At 49.2% G+C, this 17,445-nt stretch carries 13 protein-coding genes; all 13 read right to left on the bottom strand.

The window, feature by feature from the left end; all coding sequences use genetic code 11:
• Positions 1-29 precede the first annotated feature (29 nt).
• The gene (locus KNO69_RS02395; RefSeq protein WP_214815856.1) at positions 30-2,477 is read right to left on the bottom strand and encodes an immunoglobulin-like domain-containing protein; all 2,448 of its coding nucleotides are present in this window, start codon (positions 2,475-2,477) and stop codon (positions 30-32) included.
• Positions 2,474-2,692: a hypothetical protein gene (locus tag KNO69_RS02390; RefSeq protein WP_214815851.1), complete on the bottom strand. Its 219-nt coding sequence runs from the start codon at positions 2,690-2,692 to the stop codon at positions 2,474-2,476. The genes KNO69_RS02395 and KNO69_RS02390 overlap by 4 nt, the downstream gene beginning before the upstream one ends.
• A 260-nt stretch (positions 2,693-2,952) precedes the next feature.
• Entirely contained in the window at positions 2,953-4,230 is a 1,278-nt protein-coding gene (locus tag KNO69_RS02385; RefSeq protein ID WP_251124907.1) for a glycosyltransferase family 4 protein, read from the bottom strand.
• Between the two features lie 76 nt (positions 4,231-4,306).
• Positions 4,307-5,527 (bottom strand): DHHW family protein, encoded by a 1,221-nt coding sequence (locus KNO69_RS02380; RefSeq protein WP_214815845.1) that lies wholly within the window; start codon positions 5,525-5,527, stop codon positions 4,307-4,309.
• A gap of 12 nt (positions 5,528-5,539) precedes the next feature.
• The gene (locus tag KNO69_RS02375; protein ID WP_214815842.1) at positions 5,540-6,970 is read right to left on the bottom strand and encodes an MBOAT family O-acyltransferase; all 1,431 of its coding nucleotides are present in this window, start codon (positions 6,968-6,970) and stop codon (positions 5,540-5,542) included.
• 37 nt (positions 6,971-7,007) lie between these two features.
• Positions 7,008-7,484, bottom strand: a complete 477-nt coding sequence (locus tag KNO69_RS02370) for a hypothetical protein (protein WP_214815839.1) — start codon at positions 7,482-7,484, stop codon at positions 7,008-7,010.
• 81 nt (positions 7,485-7,565) lie between these two features.
• Positions 7,566-8,666: a non-hydrolyzing UDP-N-acetylglucosamine 2-epimerase gene (gene wecB, locus KNO69_RS02365; protein ID WP_012727108.1), complete on the bottom strand. Its 1,101-nt coding sequence runs from the start codon at positions 8,664-8,666 to the stop codon at positions 7,566-7,568.
• 49 nt (positions 8,667-8,715) lie between these two features.
• On the bottom strand, positions 8,716-9,603 hold the full coding sequence (tagH, locus tag KNO69_RS02360; protein WP_214815835.1) for a teichoic acids export ABC transporter ATP-binding subunit TagH: 888 nt from the start codon (positions 9,601-9,603) through the stop codon (positions 8,716-8,718).
• 10 nt (positions 9,604-9,613) lie between these two features.
• Entirely contained in the window at positions 9,614-10,411 is a 798-nt protein-coding gene (locus tag KNO69_RS02355) for an ABC transporter permease (protein ID WP_251124845.1), read from the bottom strand.
• A gap of 15 nt (positions 10,412-10,426) precedes the next feature.
• The gene (locus KNO69_RS02350) at positions 10,427-11,716 is read right to left on the bottom strand and encodes a nucleotide sugar dehydrogenase (protein ID WP_074036038.1); all 1,290 of its coding nucleotides are present in this window, start codon (positions 11,714-11,716) and stop codon (positions 10,427-10,429) included.
• A 127-nt stretch (positions 11,717-11,843) separates the two neighbouring features.
• Positions 11,844-14,027 carry a glycosyltransferase gene (locus tag KNO69_RS02345; RefSeq protein WP_214815829.1) on the bottom strand — a complete coding sequence of 728 codons (2,184 nt, stop codon included), beginning with the start codon at positions 14,025-14,027 and terminating at the stop codon, positions 11,844-11,846.
• Positions 14,024-17,089, bottom strand: a complete 3,066-nt coding sequence (locus KNO69_RS02340) for a CgeB family protein (RefSeq protein WP_214815826.1) — start codon at positions 17,087-17,089, stop codon at positions 14,024-14,026. Before KNO69_RS02340 ends, KNO69_RS02345 begins: the two co-directional genes overlap by 4 nt.
• A 42-nt stretch (positions 17,090-17,131) precedes the next feature.
• Complete coding sequence (locus KNO69_RS02335; RefSeq protein WP_074036034.1) at positions 17,132-17,443, bottom strand: hypothetical protein; 312 nt, start codon at positions 17,441-17,443, stop codon at positions 17,132-17,134.
• Positions 17,444-17,445: the final 2 nt, after the last annotated feature.

Raw genomic sequence — 17,445 nt, 5'->3', positions numbered from 1 at the left:
GGAGTCGCATCATGCGACTCCGTTCTTTGTTATCGTTTCGATAATTTGACGATAAATGGAATTGGTTGATCGATTCCTTCATATTTCGCTCGCAAGACAACGATATGCTCTTGGTCATCTCGTTGGATGGTAACATTGGATCCTTGAACCGTCACGAGATCCGGGTGTGAACTTTCCCAATTCGTGATGCTCTTCGCCCCGATGCCAAGTAAACCTCCATACTGCGTTGGTAGAGTGGCTGTTTGCGCATTACCCGTCAATGCGTTCACAACTGGATTCAAAAGGGTGCCAAGCGAGTCGAGCAACCCACCGAGTAACCCCGTATCGACATCTTGTGTGGACATATTGATGATTTGATTTGTACTAGCATTGCTGACGGTCAAGGTAAATGGCGTGACCACATCATTTTCCCGAACGTCCCCCGTACTCGTCATCAGTGCCGGGTTACTTGAGGTCCATGTGAGCGGAGTACCATTCAAGCTCGTTGGTAACGACAAATCAAATACCGGATACAGCGTCCCGAATGACGACTTAACTTTCGTCACATCGTCTGCTAATACCAACTGAACATTCGCTGCAACCGACCCACTAAACGTCTTCGTCCGAGTCAATCCGTTCTTTGTGACCGAAGCCGTCAGGATGAACGATTTCGCATCGGTCGGATCTTGTTGAATCACCCCGGTGTTCGAGATGACACCCGGTTGATTCGAGGACCAACTGACGTTGATTCCGTTTGATGCGGACGGAAGTGAGATGTTGGTCGACAGGTTAATGAGATTACCAAGGTTGATGGCATTTAAAGCCGCGTCGAGCTCGGCTGTCAACAACGCATCATCTTTTGGTACAAGCAAATTCGTGAAGGTACGTGATTTCGTCACACCGTCCTTCGTCGCATTGACCGTAATCGACACCGTTTGATCCGTCGTGCCACGTGTGACAACCCCACTGTTCGAGACGACCGCTGGATTCGATGAGGACAGCGTCGTTGTACCACCAGTGAATGGCGGTAGGACAATGTTCGATGTGAGTGGACTTGTAATCGACAGTGCTGCCAAGTAGTCATCTACTTCCCCTTCAGCCCCGCCTTCTTTCTTCGGTACAAGTAAACCGAGAAAAATTTTCGTTTTCGTGATCCCATCTTTTGTCACTGTGACGACGAGCGAAATGGATTGGTCCGTCGTACCTCGGGTGACAATCCCACTGTTTGTAATAACCGCCTGATTCGAAGACGTCAAGGTCACCATCGCCCCAGTAAGAGGTGGGAGTGTGATATTCGAAGTCACTGGGCTTGAGATGACCAGTCGATTCAAGTAATCATCAATGATACTGTCCGCCGATGAATCTTTTTTCGGTACGAGGATATTCGGGAAGGACTTCGTACGCGTCACCGCTCCCTTCGTTGCCCGTACGGTCAAATTGACATACACGTCTTGATTTCCTCTCGTAACGACACCAGAAGTGGAGACGACTGATGGATTGCTCGATTCAATCGAGAAGACGACACCCGGATAGGACGGCAATTCGATGTTCTTCGTGAGCGGGTTATCGATTTGAATGCTGTTGAGCCAGAGGTCGAGCTCTTCTTCGTCCGTCTGGGAGCGCTTCGGAATCAAAATGTTATTGTAGGTGATTGATTCCGTGATGTCCCCACGTTTCGCTTGAATCGTGAACGTCACAAGTTCATCATTCGTTCCGCGCGTCACTTTACCAGCACTCGACAAAGCCGACTTGTTTGAATCAATCGAGAATGTCACACCGTCAATTTGCGGGAAGACGATGTCATTCAACAATGGGTTCGTCACTTGGATATTCAATAATAGACCTTTTAATAGATTGCGAATATCCGATTCCGAATCACCCGGAACCTGTCCGCCTTTTAATGAAACGACCACCAGTGATGTCCGCTTGACGCCCGACTGGACATACATATTATAGGACGCAGGTTTGAGCGGTAGAGATGCCACTTTGTAAGATCCATCTTGTTCAGGATAAATCAGCTTTTTATACTGTACTTTGGTTTCTCTGTTTTCAGCAATCAAGTAGTGACGTACGCCTCGAGCCGGATAATGAATTTTACCTACGGCCTGAATCTGTTCATTGTTCATCAAAATGGAAAAAACGGGTTGGGTCAATTGAACATCTCGCACCACAAGCTTCGCTTTTCCACTGAAGTATAAGTTTAATCCACGAGCTTTATAGCTGACCATTCTTGTTCCTAGCTTACTTGTGTATGCTTGGTCCCACTCCAATGGATAAGTGGAACGCTGACCATTTGCAAAATAAGCAGTTAATTTGGTCGGCAAATTCGCCTTTTGACCTTTTCCGACCGCACGAATGATTGGCGTTGAAACCTTGATCGGATAGTTCTTCACTCTCACATACCAGGTCGCTTTCTTGTTCGTGCCCTGAACGCTTCCAACGATTCGTTGAGTTCGATTCAAGTACTCTTTTTGAAAACTGACTTTCGACCATTTCACTGAACGATAAGCGTACGCCCGTTAGATAATTTGACTTTCACACTTTTTGGATAAGTAAATTTCTTAACCGCATACGTAACTCCTCCATAGTGTGTATACGATTTTGGTGAGTAGACATGAGTCACAGATGAACTTGCCTCAACCTTCGACCCCGGTACAATGGTAAATCCGACAAGTAAGAAAAAACACAAAAAAAGAGCAACGACTTTTTTCATTCATGCATCCTCCTTTACTAACTACAAGGTGACAGGTATACATGATGTGCGTGCCTCTAAGGTGTTAATCATTTTTACCCCGAAAACGAAATAAATATATAAATTTTGTAATATAAATAATACAAAAGCAACATAAAAATACTTATTTTTACTATTATGGTGTCAGAAGACTTTTGGTGACATTTATCACATAAACAATGAATAAGTTCGCTATATTTAAAAAGAGAACTTCTGATTCGAAGTTCTCTTTCCATAAGTCGCTATTCCACTTCATCAGATAATCGCTGAAGTTCCATTCGCAACTTCTCGATTTCCAAAGACTGTTCCTCATTCATCATAAGCAGTTGGTCGAGCTGTCGTTTGGTCGTCACTAACTCATCGCGTGTCTCTTCAAGTCGTTGTTCCCGATCTGTCAATTTCCATGTACAGATTCGGTTCGAACGACGAGCATGAAGTTGATCATAACGAATATGAGGATAGCGCTCGACCAAATCGATTTCTCGAGCACCTTCTTCTATCACCTGTTCAAGCACCTCGAGTAGGCGTTGTTGCGATTGTTCGTCTCGAAAATGTTGATCGACAAGTGTAGCCGAGAAGCTCGCAAGGTTCCGTCGCTTCGTCTCATCCATCAACTCGAGAATCGCCTCACCGATTTGTCCTGGTGAATACCCTTCATACTTATTCCCGATGCCTCCAAAGTTCGTACTCGCGATATCTTGCCACGTCGAAGGAGTGACCAAGCCTTGATAGCTTTTGCTTCCGACAGCGATGGTCGGTTTACCGAGCGCCATCCCTTCCAGCGCAGACCGTCCGGGACCGATGACAAAATCGGCACGCCGCATCGCTTCAGGGAGTTGGCTTTGTTCTAGCCAACCAAGCCACTCAATGTTCTGTCCTGTCCCTGCCAGTGCAGCTTCATAACGCTCGGCGTATTTATCTCGCTGTGTTCCGTCACCGATAATCAACCAGTCAATCGGTAAAGACCGTACCGTCTCGTCTTCTAGTGCATCTAAGAAGACGTCTAGTATAAACAGTTTGTCCGAATCCAGGCGAGACGTGAATAAGCCTACGATACGTTCTGATGGAGATGTTTCCTCCGACGGAACAAAAGTCGCATCTACCCCATTCGGGATAACCGTAAGTTTTGATTCGATTTCTGGACAGTGCTCAGTCAGGTGAGTAGCAATCCGTTCCGATACCGCAATCACTCGCGAGACGCTCGGATGATACTGCTCAATCTCATCATAATACATCCCGTGGATGACGAGGACGAACGGGATTGCGTTCGCCTCCGCCACCGCGAGACCAAATTGACGCGCGTCGAACGGATGCGCATACACGACATCGAACGGCTGTGATCGGATTTGATCGATGACACATTGCACGTCCTCACTCGAATAGTCCGTCTCGACGACTTGCCCGCCGATTTTCCTTACTTCATCGGCAAAGGGACCAGGTTTACAGACAACGGTCACCTCATGCCCCTCTCGTAGAAACACTTTCAAAGAAGATAAGATATGGAGGTGTAATCCTCCCATTGCGGAGTGAAAAAACACCGGTAGTAATATGTTCATGATGAGCACCTACCTTTTCTCCGTAATCGATTGATTAGGGTTACAAGCCTTCTTGATACATCGAACCAAGACCACGGATGCGATCGTTGTGAACGAACAGCACCGCATCTACCTCATTTTCTTTTGCGTAATCCGCAATGCTGACATCATAGTCGTCGAAGTAACGGACATCAAGCGCTGACACCGTTCCGAATGACTCTCCAAGATAGCCAAGCATCGGGTTCGCATACGAATCTTTTAAGACGAGCAAGTGATAATCATTTTTCGGATTGTTTTGTGTGATTTTCGATTGGGCATAGTTATCACCCATGAACAAGTTGTAGTAGTTCGTGAATTTCGTCGAGTTCTTCAAGACATCCGTATCTAGGACCGAATGACCACAGTCGTCGCCATTTCGACAGACTGTCGTAGTAAATCCGTCTTTCGGTTCAAGGTACGTAAATTGATCAGGTGACTCGACATAAGGCATCGAAATTTCACGGGCATGAGATCCGTAAAACGGACCGTCTACCGATTTGATTTCCATATCCTCCATCGATAAGGCAGGAGCATCAGGGAACTGCTCGCTTAAGCGTTCCATGATTTGTTCATAAGCCATGAATGCCCCTTCCGGACGCCAGTGGTGATCCGTCTTAAAGTAAATATCTTTTCCTGGCTGATCGCCAAGCGTTTCTTCTAAGTCGATGAGCGGAATCTCATTCTCTTCAAGACGTGCATGAAGCTGTCCTCGGTTTTCTGCATCTGCCGACTCGATGTAATCTGGGAAGATTCCTTGTCTTGTCGCATAAACCGGTTTACTTGGGGCCGAGGCGAAGTAAGATGGAATGTCAGCTTCGCTCATCTCTTTTTGAAATTCTTTAAAGAAGATCCCAAGTGACGAATAGTCGCTCGCCACAGGATCTGGTGCATACAAGAACTCATCGATACTGATGACACCGTTGTTCATCTGTTGTTGCAGAACGTTACGTTGCACCCAAGCTTGTGTCTCAATCCACATGTAACGCTCAAACACCTGATCGTTTGCTGATGCCTCGAACTCTTCCATATATGTTCCATCCAGAATCGTCTCGACAGATGGATCCGGGCGCTGTGCTAGCATCCGTCCCTCACTATCCGAACGTGCTTGTTCGGTGCCAAAGGCGTAAACGGCGAGTCCATAAAAGATGGTGCCAAGGAAGCCGATCAATAGGATACTGTTGACCACCCAAGAGAGGCGCCGCCTTTTCGAACGGACTTGTTCGCTTTTGGTTTGTTGTTCCATTGTCAGCCCTCCTTAGAACCGGAAATAAATGAATGGGTTAAATGTACTCGATACGACATATGAAATCGAGATACCGAAAATGAGCATGATATACGCCGCTCGTGCAAGACCAGCGCTTGCAGCAAGCACAGGACGATCCGTACTCACTTCATGACGCAAGAAGCGGGCGACTAGCATTTTCGGAAGCGGTGTAGCAGCAATCATCGAGATGACAAGCACGACACCGTACTGAACAATGTAGTAATATGCCGTTTGATCGAATACTTGACCTCCGTGTAATCCAAACATCACTTGCAGATACTCTGTTGCGTACGTGAAGTTATCGGCACGGAAGAATACCCAACCGATGACGACGATGAAGAGCGTGAACGCGTGGGCGAGCCATGCCGGCCATGCGGCAAGCCATTTCCCAAGAAATGCCCGTTCGAGCATGATGAAAATCCCATAGTATAATCCCCATGCGATGAATGTCCAACTCGCACCGTGCCATACCCCGGTCAATAACCAAACGATGGTCAAGTTGCGATACGTCTTCCAAGGACCTTGACGATTCCCGCCGAGCGGGATGTACACATAATCTCGGAACCAGCTTCCGAGCGAGATGTGCCAGCGACGCCAAAACTCAGACACTGATTTTGAAATATACGGATAATTGAAGTTCTCAAGGAAATGGAACCCAAACATCCGACCGAGACCGATCGCCATATCCGAATAACCTGAGAAATCAAAGTAAATCTGTAGCGAGTAAGCGATGACACCGATCCAGGCGAGTGTCGTCGACAAATCCCCGGCCGATTGACTGAATACCTGATCCGCGACGTATCCACAACTGTTCGCTAAAATCATTTTCTTCCCTAGACCAATGACGAATCGTTGAATCCCAGAGACGAAGTCATCGACTGTCTCACGGCGGTCCACGATTTCATCTGCGACCGTTTGATAACGGACGATCGGTCCGGCAATCAATTGTGGGAAGAATGATACGTAAAGTGCCAAGTCAAACAAGTTCTTCTGTAGACGCCCATCGTTTCGATACACATCGATGACATAACTCATCGCTTGGAATGTAAAGAATGAAATCCCGAGCGGAAGAGGAATATCCGGGTCGTTCAGCGAGAAGCCAAATACCGAGTTGACGTTCTCAACGAAGAAACTCGCGTACTTGAAGACCCCAAGCATCCCGAGGTTCCCGAGAAGCATGAGCACCATCGTCCATTTGATTTTCTTTGCATCATCACGATACTTGTCGACCATAAAGCCGAACACATAGTTCATGACGATCGATGCGAGCATGATTAAGACGAACCGTGGTTCACCCCATGCATAGAAAAATAAACTTGAGACGAGTAAAATCGTATTTTTTAACCAGCGTGGTGACACGAAATACAGCAGCAGCACGACCGGTAAGAAATAAAATAAGAATACCGTGGAACTAAATAACATACCGTATGGTCCCTTTCTCCCTTAAGACTTGCTCCGCTTAGCGGAACGTCACATAGAGATCATCAAATCGTACAGTGGTCGGTTCAAGCGTTTCTACGATGTATTTGTAGGACATCTTGAAATACTTGGCATCTTCCATTTGTTTGACGACTTCTACAACGGGGTTCACCCCTGGGTTCAATGTGAGCATGAAACGCTTATTCGATAAACGTTCTTCGTCTGAATACTGCATGACGTACAATTCTAGTCGGATGGCGCGGTCGCCTTCGACATAAACGGATGTGTTGACTTCCATTTCTTCCCCTTGATCCATCTTGGCATCAGCCAAAAAGATTTTCGATGGGGGAATTTCAAATTTCAAGTCAAATAGTTGAACATAAATCGAGTCCTTTAGCGATTGAGGTAAAAAAGTGACCTCTGTCTTGTATTCCTCTTCGCGCATCGACATATGATTTTTATGTGGTCCACGCGGATAGTAATGGTAAATCGCCGGACGAATTCGCTTCGTTGACATGCAAGCACCTCCGAATCATTAGGATAATGATACAGAAAAGAGTTGCTGTGCCGGGCACAAAACAACTCTATTCGTTTTCATTTAGTTGGCAAGGATGGCATCGACGATTCGACGTGACGCCTCACCATCACCGTACGGGTTCGATGCTTGTGACATCGCTTTGTATGCCGTTTCGTCAGACAAGAGCTCATCCGCGAGTGAGAAGATGTTCTCTTCTTCAATCCCTGCGAGTTTGAGTGTTCCTGCAGCTACACCTTCTGGACGTTCTGTCGTGTCACGAAGGACGAGGACAGGTACACCGAGAGATGGTGCTTCTTCTTGTACGCCACCTGAATCCGTTAAGATCAAGTGCGACGTCGCCGCATAGTTATGGAAGTCGAAGACGTCGAGCGGTTCGATCAAGTGGACGCGTTCGACATCGTGAAGAATCTCGTTAGCGAGTTCACGAACGACCGGGTTCATGTGGACCGGATACACGACTTCAATGTCATCATACTTCTCAATCAAGCGACGGACCGCACGGAACATGTTACGCATCGGCTCACCCAAGTTCTCACGACGGTGTGCCGTCAACATGACGAGACGACGACCTTGTGAACGGATGCTGTCGAGCAATTCGCTCGCATAGTCGTCACGGACTGTCGTTTTGAGTGCGTCGATTGCCGTGTTCCCTGTGACGAAGATCATCTCTTCGTTCTTGCCTTCACGAAGGAGGTTGTCACGCGACGTTTCCGTCGGTGCGAAATGAAGGTCAGCCATGACACCCGTCAATTGGCGGTTCATCTCTTCCGGGAATGGTGAATATTTATTGTGTGTGCGCAGGCCAGCCTCAACGTGACCGACTGCGACTTGGTTGTAGAAGGCTGCGAGTGATGCCGCGAATGTCGTCGTTGTGTCCCCGTGGACCAACACGATGTCTGGTTTCGTTTCAGCGATAACCTCGCCCATCCCTTTCAATACGCGTGATGTGACATCGTAAAGCGTCTGCTTGTCCTTCATGATGTCGAGGTCATAGTCCGGTTTGATTTCGAACAACTCGAGCACTTGGTCAAGCATTTGACGGTGCTGCGCTGTCACGACGACAATCGGTTCTACCCCTTCACGTTTTTTCAACTCAAGTACGAGTGGTGCCATTTTGATGGCTTCTGGTCGCGTCCCAAAGACGGTCATGACTTTTTTCATAGGTCGTTTCGCACGGTCTGACTTCGCCGTGCTTCCTCCTCCCAATTGCTCACACTTCGTTCGATACAGCGACCGACGAATGGCGTGTTTGTAGTTGTTCTTCTGTCAAAGGCGGTAAGATGTATGTCTCTCCGAGCTCTGTCGCATCGACGACCGTCGTACGACGTTTGAGCTTGTCGGCTTTAAACGAGTCTTGTTGCTCTTTAGACAAGTTGCGGAACCATTTCAAAAACTTGTTGTACTCCCGAACAACTTCATCGACTGGTCCATATTCGCGCACTTCTCCGAACTCGAGCCAAAGGCCGAGCGTACAGAATTGGCGAACTTGTGAGACCGAGTGACTGATGAAGAAAATCGTCTTCCCACGATCTTTGAACTCGTTCATCTTGGCGAGACACTTGTCGGTGAACGTTTGGTCCCCGACCGAGAGCGCCTCATCGATGACGAGAATGTCCGGGTCGACGTTGATCGAAATGGCGAATCCGAGACGGGACTTCATCCCGCTCGAGTACGTCTTGACCGGCTGATTGATAAAGTCACCGATATCGGCGAACTCAATGATGGCCGGTGTCAAATCGATAATCTCCTGTTTCGTCATCCCGAGCATCAACCCTTTGAGCTCGATGTTCTCGAGCCCAGTCAAGTTGCCGTTCAAACCAGAAGAGATCGCAATCAACGCCGTCTTTCCGTGAAGTTCGATTTTTCCGTGAGTCGGCGGCATGACGTCAGCCAACAAGTTCGACATCGTCGACTTCCCTGACCCGTTAATGCCGATAATCCCGACCACTTCCCCGGGTGGAACTTCAAACGTGACATTGCGAAGTGCGTAAAACTGTTTGCCCCCTGCTTTACTGAAGAAGATCTCTTTCAGCTTATCAGATTGCTTGTTATAAAGCGTATATCGTTTCGATACGTTTTCAAATTTAACCTGGTACATAAGGTCCTCCTCAAATGTAATCGATGAAGTGTCGACGGAAACGCAAATGAATCATCGACCCGACGAAGAAGAGAACGAAGACGATGGCCCAGTAATAGAGACCGTAAGCCCAGTTAGTCGCCAACCAGTCGGTTCCGAGGAACATCGACCGATATCCTTCGACTAAATAATAGAGCGGATTGATTTGTAGGATATTCGCGAGCTTCGCCGGCGGCACCCAAAAAATCGGTGTCAAATACATCAACATCCGCATCATCGACTGAAGAAGGTTTTGAAGATCGCGCACGATTGTCGTGAGCGCGGACGTAATCAAGGCGAGCGAGTACAGTAGTGCAAGCGCACTGAACGCCAAGTAGATAAACCAGAGCGAATGCAGCCCCATCGGGAATCCGAATGCCCACATCAAGATGAACGAGACACCGACTAACGCCACGTGGCGATAGAAGAGTGCGAGCAAGACGTATGCCGGAATCGTCGAGATTGGGAAGCTCATTTTGGAGACCATGCCGATTTTCGAATAGACGGAACGGGCCGTCGAGGTGATCGCCGAGGCAATGAAGAACCAGACGACAATCCCTGCGACCAACCATGGCAGAAACGGCACGCCATCAATCGGCCTGCCGCTTCGAATACCAAATCCAAATACGAACCAGTAAACTCCAATCTGCAATAACGGTGTCACGAACTCCCATAAAAATCCGAGGTACTGCATCGAGTTGTTGCTTTTCGTCTCATACGTGGCGAGACGGAAAATCAAATACAAGCTCGACTTTAGCTCTGAAAGAATAGCTTTCGCGGATTTAAACATGTTCATTCACCTGAATCAAAGAACGAGATTCGTTTCCTTTGTATATTTGTAGAGGTTGCCGTAGTTGACGACCGCTACGTCTTCACCTTCTGGTTTCACGATGTTACGTGTGTCGAAGATCATCGGACGACGCATTGATGACTTGAGCTCTGCAAAGTCGAGGACTTTGAACTCATTGTGGTCAACCAATACGAGGACGAGGTCTGCGTCTTTGAGTGCTTCTTCTTTTGAAACGAGCTCGAAACGGCTTGATGTTGATTTTTCAACGTGTGAATCGTGAACAGAGATGTTCACACCACGGTCAAGCAAGATTTCAGCGATTTCAACCGCTGGGCTTTCACGCATGTCGTCGACGTTTCCTTTGTATGTCACACCAAAGACAGCGACTTTTGCGTCTTCAATTCCAGCAGTCAACTTCTGAACGTTGTCTGCAACGTAGTGTGGCATCGAGACGTTCGTCTCACGTGACAAGTTGATGATTTTCGCGAGGTCAGGTGATTTCGCGACGATGAAGTACGGGTCGACCGCGAGACAGTGTCCACCGACACCTGGTCCTGGGCTATGCAAGTTGACACGTGGGTGCTTGTTCGCCATCTCGATGACGTCAAGAACGTTGATGTCTAAGTCGTTACATACTTTTGCGAGTTCGTTCGCGAGTGCGATGTTAACATCACGGAACGTGTTTTCCATGAGTTTCGACATTTCTGCCGTCTTCGCATCCGTTTTCACGATTTCACCTTCAACGAATGTACCATAGACGCGTGCGCCTGCTTCTGCACATTCTGTCGTGATCCCACCGACGATGCGGTTGTTGTGCACGAGCTCATGAAGGATTTGTCCAGGCAATACGCGCTCTGGGCAGTGTACGAGATAGATGTCTTCACCGACAGTGAATCCAGCTTCTTCGACGAGTGGTTTGACGAAGTCGTCCATCGTACGTGGTGCGATTGTCGACTCAACGATGATGACGTTGCCTTTTTCAACGAATGGCAACACTTTGCGTGTCGCATCCAAGACGTACGTCAAGTCACATGATTTGTGCTCGTCGTCGTTGTTCGGTGTTGGGACCGCGATGATGAAGGCATCTGCTTTCTCTGGAGAGAGTGATGCACGGAACTTCCCTTTTGCCACGACGTCAGCGACCATTTCGCCGAGACCTGGCTCTTCAATGTGGATCTCTCCACGGTTCAATTTATCAACAACATGTTGTGAGATATCGACTCCGACGACGTCGACGCCATAGTTCGCAAAGACAGCCGATGTCGGTAATCCGATATATCCAAGACCTACTGTACATACTTTCATTGTGTGGTAACCTCCAAATGTTTTGACGCGCTTTTTAAATAGCGCATTGTCCATCATTTTATTTCACATTCGATAATAAAACAATACTCATTATACTCTTGAACAATTCTTTGGTGCAATTACATTTTCATGACAATGTCGTCGCAAATTGTTCGTGTGTTTTGCCTGAAATGATTTGTTCCATTTCTCGATAGAGACGATCGAGCGCGAAATGTTTACGGGCATACGCCTGATAGGCTTTTGCGTCCGTCATCAGCTTCTCGGAATCTTCTTTATAAGAGAGGATCGTATCGACAAATTTCGACGTATCCGTGACGAGTAGTTCGTCTGGGTAAATCGTTTCCGCGCCCGTCCAGTGGCGGATGAGCGGGTATGATCCTGCTGCCATCGCTTCGGCCGGTGCGAGATGGAAACTTTCCAAGTCACTTGTCGAGAAGACGAATCCGATCGATTGGAGCCACGTGTCGACGTCATTGCCGTGACCATCGAAGTGGACGTGGTCGCGAAGTTCTGACTCCTCGATTCGTTTCAGTAGCGCCTCGTAGTACGCGCTCTCCTCTTCGCGCTTCCCAATCCAATAGACGTCTTTTGGATGGTGTCCTTTGAAGTGGAGCTGGTACCGTTTGTCCTTCTTCAGTAGCTCTTCGAGGACGTCGAGCGCGAGGTCCGGACGCTTCAGTTTCGGGTTCATGCCGATCATACCGAGACGGAACGTCAAATCGTCTGCCTGTTTCGGTTTGTCGAGCTTGTCTGCGTCGACGGCGTTGTAGATGACTGTCATCTGGTGACGCGGGATTCCGAACAGACGATGCATCTCTTCTAACATATACGGTGATACGAGGATGATACGGTCGATGTTGTCGAGCGCATATTCCCGTGGAAATGGTGTTTCTTTTTCCTGACGATGAATCCGGACGATGAGGCGTTGATGCGGCAACTTATGTTGCGAGTACCAGACGGCGTTGCCGAGGCCCCATTCACAGAAAATGACGTCTGCTTGTGCGAGACATGCCTTGCTGTGATTCACATCATGAATCTTGTGTCCGTCCCACTGGTCGATGAGGACCCGGTAGCTCGGGTCGGCCTCGAAACGTTCCATGAACATACGGATGAATTTCAAGTCGTGACCGGCGAAGAGGATCGTCGTCTTCTGCATCTCCCAAATCGCGTCACGGAGACGTTCGAACGTGCTGGCGAACGTATAATTCTTCGCCATGTTGTAGAGCCGTTCCGCCGCATCCTTATAGATGGCTGGATGCGTGAAGGCGAGTTCAACCTTTTCGATAAATTCGTCTTCCGAATTGACGAAGAGCGGGTAGCTCGACCCGAGCAACATCTCGTGCATCTTGTTGCGGTTAAGGAGGACCGGCTTCCCGAGCGCCCCATATTCGAGGAGCTTCGTCGACAACTCGAGGCTGTCGTCAAGGTCCGGGTGACGCCACGAGATGCCGATGTCACTCTCTTCGATGAGCGTCTCGACGTCCGCACGCGGGATACCTTTCAACCAGTGGACCCCTTCGTCCGTTTGAAGGCGATGCGTCACTTCTTTACGGAAGTTTGGGTTGTTCGGGTCTTGGTTGAACTTGTCTCCTGCCACTTTCAATTTGACGTCCGGCATCCGGACTCGTACTTTCTCGAGTGCGTCGAGAATTTCAGCCGAGTACCAGAGTGGCGCGAATTTTCCTGTATAGACGAGACGTTTCGCCTGACGTTTGAACGTCGGCGTCGCCTCACGCATATTCGGGATCATCGGATTCAAGATGAGGAACGGCTTCGGCGTCTGTAAAAACGTCTCGAAGTATGCCTTCATCTCCGCCGTCTGACAGAGCATGCGAGCCGAACGGTCCGCAATCTTCTTCAAACGTGCCAACTCCTCCTGTGACGCGGCCGATGAATCATGCGTGAAATCTGTGAGATAAGTCCACGTCTTTTTCATCGTATGTTCATAATCGGAGAGCGCATAAGCGAGCTGGAACCCCCGGATGAACGTCATGTCATACTGTTTCGTCTCGACGAGCTCGTGGATGAGTTGGGCCGCCTCTTCCGGCTGGAGCACCTTCTTCTCATAGTACGGCTCGTCTTTCTTCGTCGAGTCTTCCGTAAAGACGTCGATGAAATTGACGCGGTCGAGCTGTTTGATCGACGCCGTCACTTCCGGTTTCACAATCGAGCGCTTCAAGAGCACGTCGACCTCGATGTTCGGGTCCTGGTTCAACATATGCACGACCGACGTGAGCCAGATGGCCGATCCGTCGATCAAGTTCAAATTGACGTCCCCGTATACGAGGATTCGGAGCGGTTGCTTCGTCATAATGTTACCTCCTGAAGGTCCGCTTCATCCATGGCGGCACCGGCTTTCACATATTGATACGGGTCGACACTGAAGATGCGTTTGCCAGAACGAGCAAGCTCGTTCAAGCTCTCATCCGCTTCAAAGATGTGGAGTGCCTCCTCCACCGTATAGAAACGGAGTGCCGACGGCTGCACGATCGAGCGGGACGGTGTCGCATCAAACACATAACGATACGATTCGTCATGGTCCTGTTTGACGAGCTGACCGTCATACGTATAGTAGTCCTCTTTCGTCAGAACGTCCGCTTCTGCGTAGCGTGCCGCGAGCAGATAATCGCTCAAGTAGTTCGGACCGTAATAATCGTCCGACTTCAAGTGGGCGACCCAATCGTACGATTCGACCATCTCCGTGAACGAGGTATAGTGCGTCAAGTAGCTACGCATATACGTCGAAATCGACGGCGTGTTGTACGTATTGTATACATCGATGTGATCCTCGAACTTATCGAGGAACATCATGAGATGTTTATGCTCATAACGTTGCGCCTCGAACTGAGCGACGACGCGTTCTGCCTCTTCGCGCGACTTGATGAAGGCGACGACGGCAATCTTCTCGTGGTCGACACGGTACGGGATACCGACGTCTTGGATGATTTTCGCGAGACGTTGCGTGTAAGTGTGATACGTCAACACGTGACGCATACCACGCATCGCGATGTCCTCATAGAATGAGTCATCTGTCATCAAGCGGCGGAACGTTTCATCCAAGTCAGATTCTCCGTCGTCAAGGAAGACGTAATCGCCAAGCATGGCATCAACCCCGACCGAGCGTGTACTAACGACCGGTGTGGCGCAGGCGAGTCCTTCGAAGACGCGACGTGAGAACATCGTCGGTGAATCGTTGACCGAGTTGACGTTCAACATGACTTTATATCCTTTATACGCCTTGGCAATCTGGTTGTATTTCAAACTGCCGCGAATCGAGTGACGGAACTGTTCCGGGAATTGAAGTTGGTCGCTCTCCCCGCGTTGGTTGATCGCATAGTTACGGTCGTAAATCGCAAGACCATACTTGTCTGCTGCCGCGAACAGTCTGTCCATGTCAGCTTTACGTGATTCGTGACGGTTCGCATAATACGAACCGGCGAAACACGCGTAAGGCTCACGAGTCCCTGGTAAGCGGATCGGATTATGTTCTTTCGGCTGCGCCGCGAACGGTAACGCATCGACACGGTCATGACCACAATCTTCTTTATAGTTCGGAACGCGGTTCATGTCGGTCGTATACACATAGTCGAATCGCTTCGCCGTTTCAATGAAACGGTCGTAGTGAATCGGGTCTTCTTTGTTCCAAAAGACGGTCGGGATATTGTGATAACGGCACCAAGCGAGAAGCGCATCGAGCTCTTCCCATGTGTTCGTGCCATATTTGACGATTTTCTTCTCCCATGCACCGGCGTTCCCTTTCCACGCCGATTCGACGACAAGGACGTCCGGTTGCTCATCGAGGAGCACCGTCTTCCAGTTGTCCGGTGTGAACGTGATGAGCTGGCATTCTGGTTTGTAGGATGCCATCGTGAACTCATCGAAGATGGCCGCGACCTTCAGTTCGTGTAGTTCACGTGGGATTGGTGCGAAGAAGCGAGCCTCGCGCACGTCCATCCACGTCGGGTTTTCTGTACCATCGCTGACGAGTTCTTCAGCGACACGGATGCGGTCGATCCGAGCCTCTCCGACACCGTCGACACGGAGGGCGAAACGAAGGAAGCGGATGCCACGGTCAAAGTAGAAGACTTTCTCGCTTCCGATTTGAACCTGTTGCATGATCTGACGCTCCGTTGCCGAGTAGGCGATGATGTAGAGGACGACGTTCGCCCCTTCATCGGCCACACCGTCAAGCGTGACACGGTAACGACTGTTCGCCTTCACTTCATACGGGAACTCTGTCGGGAGCAGTTTGAAGCTGTTGTTCATCTCGGCATACGAGATATAGCGGCGCTGATCGTCCTCGCCTTTCAACTGGACGATGAGTTGGTCATCTCGACTCTTCAATTTGATGAGGTCGGGTGCCGGGATCGTCCACATGTCCGGTTTGAGGGACAAGACGTCTTCACGGCGGACACTCTTCTCGCGAATCATGCCGATATTCAAGTTCTCAAGCTGTCCTGACCCGTTCACGCGGATGAAATAGCGGATGGAACGGTGTGACGGTGCGATGCGGACGATACCGCTCAGTCCGAGTGGCACTTCAATCAAACGATCCTGCCCAGACACCGTATACGTCGCGATGAATAGCGAGGCGTCCGCTGTACCCGTGCGGTCCCCTTTCAAATAGAAACGGTACAAGTCATCGTCCATATCACCCGTCTCAAAATCGATGCCACGTTCCGTATCGACGTGTGGCAGCGCGACCTCATCGACGCCATAGTGTGTGTATTGGTTCCCTTCGGCACGGACGACGAGCGTGTCTCCGTCGAAGTGAGCAATCTCACTCTGTGGTTTGAGAGAACGGAGTGACGACGACGTAAGCGGATAACGGAAATCAAAAGCATCAAGTGATACGTTCGCAGCCGTCCCTTCGACTGTCCAAAGCGACAGCTTGCCGAGCATGAGCTCGACGAGGCTGAACGCTCCTGCCCCGTTGACTTCAAGATGAGCCCGGACGATTTGTTCACCCATGCCGAGCGTCACATCGACCTGATCGCCGTCCTGTACCGTCACGTAACGAGTACGTCCACCTTTACGCACGACTTCTAACGTCAACGTTGGCATCAGACCTTCGCGCGATTTGACACGCATCATAGCCGTGAACGTCTTTTGACCTGATTCGACGAGGTCGTTCACCGAGATGATATCTGAACTCGCGTTCGGTCGGTACGTGACGGTGACCGGCTCGTCCCCAGAGAAGACAAGGTCCGTCCCTTCAACGTGTACGTAAGGTGAGCGTGTATACCAGTTCGGTACGAGTTCACGTAGTTGATGCGATTTGTTCGGGCGTTTGTTCAACACTTTACGACCGAGTCGCTTCGACCGTTGTACCCCAAGGTAAGCGGCGCGACGTGCTTTTTTCTGCCAATCCATCCTCATATCCTCCAAATCATCGAGTCTTTCGAGCTCGATTCTTTATTTGCGAATGCGTCGTGCAACCGCCTGTGCCTTCAAAATCGCTTTTCCGGCTTTCGATTGCACAAGACGACGATACTTCTGATTCAACACATCATATTTACGTTTCAAGTCACTGAGCGCTTGCTCTTTCTTCTCGAACGTCTTCACGGTCCATTCAAACGTGTACAGAAGATCTCCATACTTTTGAACGAGTCGTCGATGCTTTTGACGTAATAGACGTTCATCATGTTTCAAATGACGAATCTCTTCTTCCTGCAGTTTGATTCGTTGTTTCAACAATCCGATTTCTTTTTCAAATTCGTTGCTCATGC

The organism is Exiguobacterium sp. s131 (assembly GCF_018617345.1).
Lineage (GTDB): Bacteria > Bacillota > Bacilli > Exiguobacteriales > Exiguobacteriaceae > Exiguobacterium > Exiguobacterium profundum.
The sequence above is the reverse complement of the archived record's forward strand: the minus strand, read 5'-3'. Positions and strand labels throughout refer to the sequence as shown.

Bases quoted from the DNA above. Each gene is read 5' to 3' on its own strand.
- KNO69_RS02350 (WP_074036038.1), bottom strand. From the start codon at position 11,716: ATGAAAGTATGTACAGTAGGTCTTGGATATATCGGATTACCGACATCG.
- tagH (WP_214815835.1), bottom strand. From the start codon at position 9,603: ATGTACCAGGTTAAATTTGAAAACGTATCGAAACGATATACGCTTTAT.
- KNO69_RS02355 (WP_251124845.1), bottom strand. From the start codon at position 10,411: ATGTTTAAATCCGCGAAAGCTATTCTTTCAGAGCTAAAGTCGAGCTTG.
- KNO69_RS02380 (WP_214815845.1), bottom strand. From the start codon at position 5,527: ATGGAACAACAAACCAAAAGCGAACAAGTCCGTTCGAAAAGGCGGCGC.
- KNO69_RS02370 (WP_214815839.1), bottom strand. From the start codon at position 7,484: ATGTCAACGAAGCGAATTCGTCCGGCGATTTACCATTACTATCCGCGT.
- wecB (WP_012727108.1), bottom strand. From the start codon at position 8,666: ATGAAAAAAGTCATGACCGTCTTTGGGACGCGACCAGAAGCCATCAAA.
- KNO69_RS02385 (WP_251124907.1), bottom strand. From the start codon at position 4,230: ATGGGAGGATTACACCTCCATATCTTATCTTCTTTGAAAGTGTTTCTA.
- KNO69_RS02335 (WP_074036034.1), bottom strand. From the start codon at position 17,443: ATGAGCAACGAATTTGAAAAAGAAATCGGATTGTTGAAACAACGAATC.
- KNO69_RS02375 (WP_214815842.1), bottom strand. From the start codon at position 6,970: ATGTTATTTAGTTCCACGGTATTCTTATTTTATTTCTTACCGGTCGTG.
- KNO69_RS02340 (WP_214815826.1), bottom strand. From the start codon at position 17,089: ATGGATTGGCAGAAAAAAGCACGTCGCGCCGCTTACCTTGGGGTACAA.
- KNO69_RS02345 (WP_214815829.1), bottom strand. From the start codon at position 14,027: ATGACGAAGCAACCGCTCCGAATCCTCGTATACGGGGACGTCAATTTG.
- KNO69_RS02390 (WP_214815851.1), bottom strand. From the start codon at position 2,692: ATGAAAAAAGTCGTTGCTCTTTTTTTGTGTTTTTTCTTACTTGTCGGA.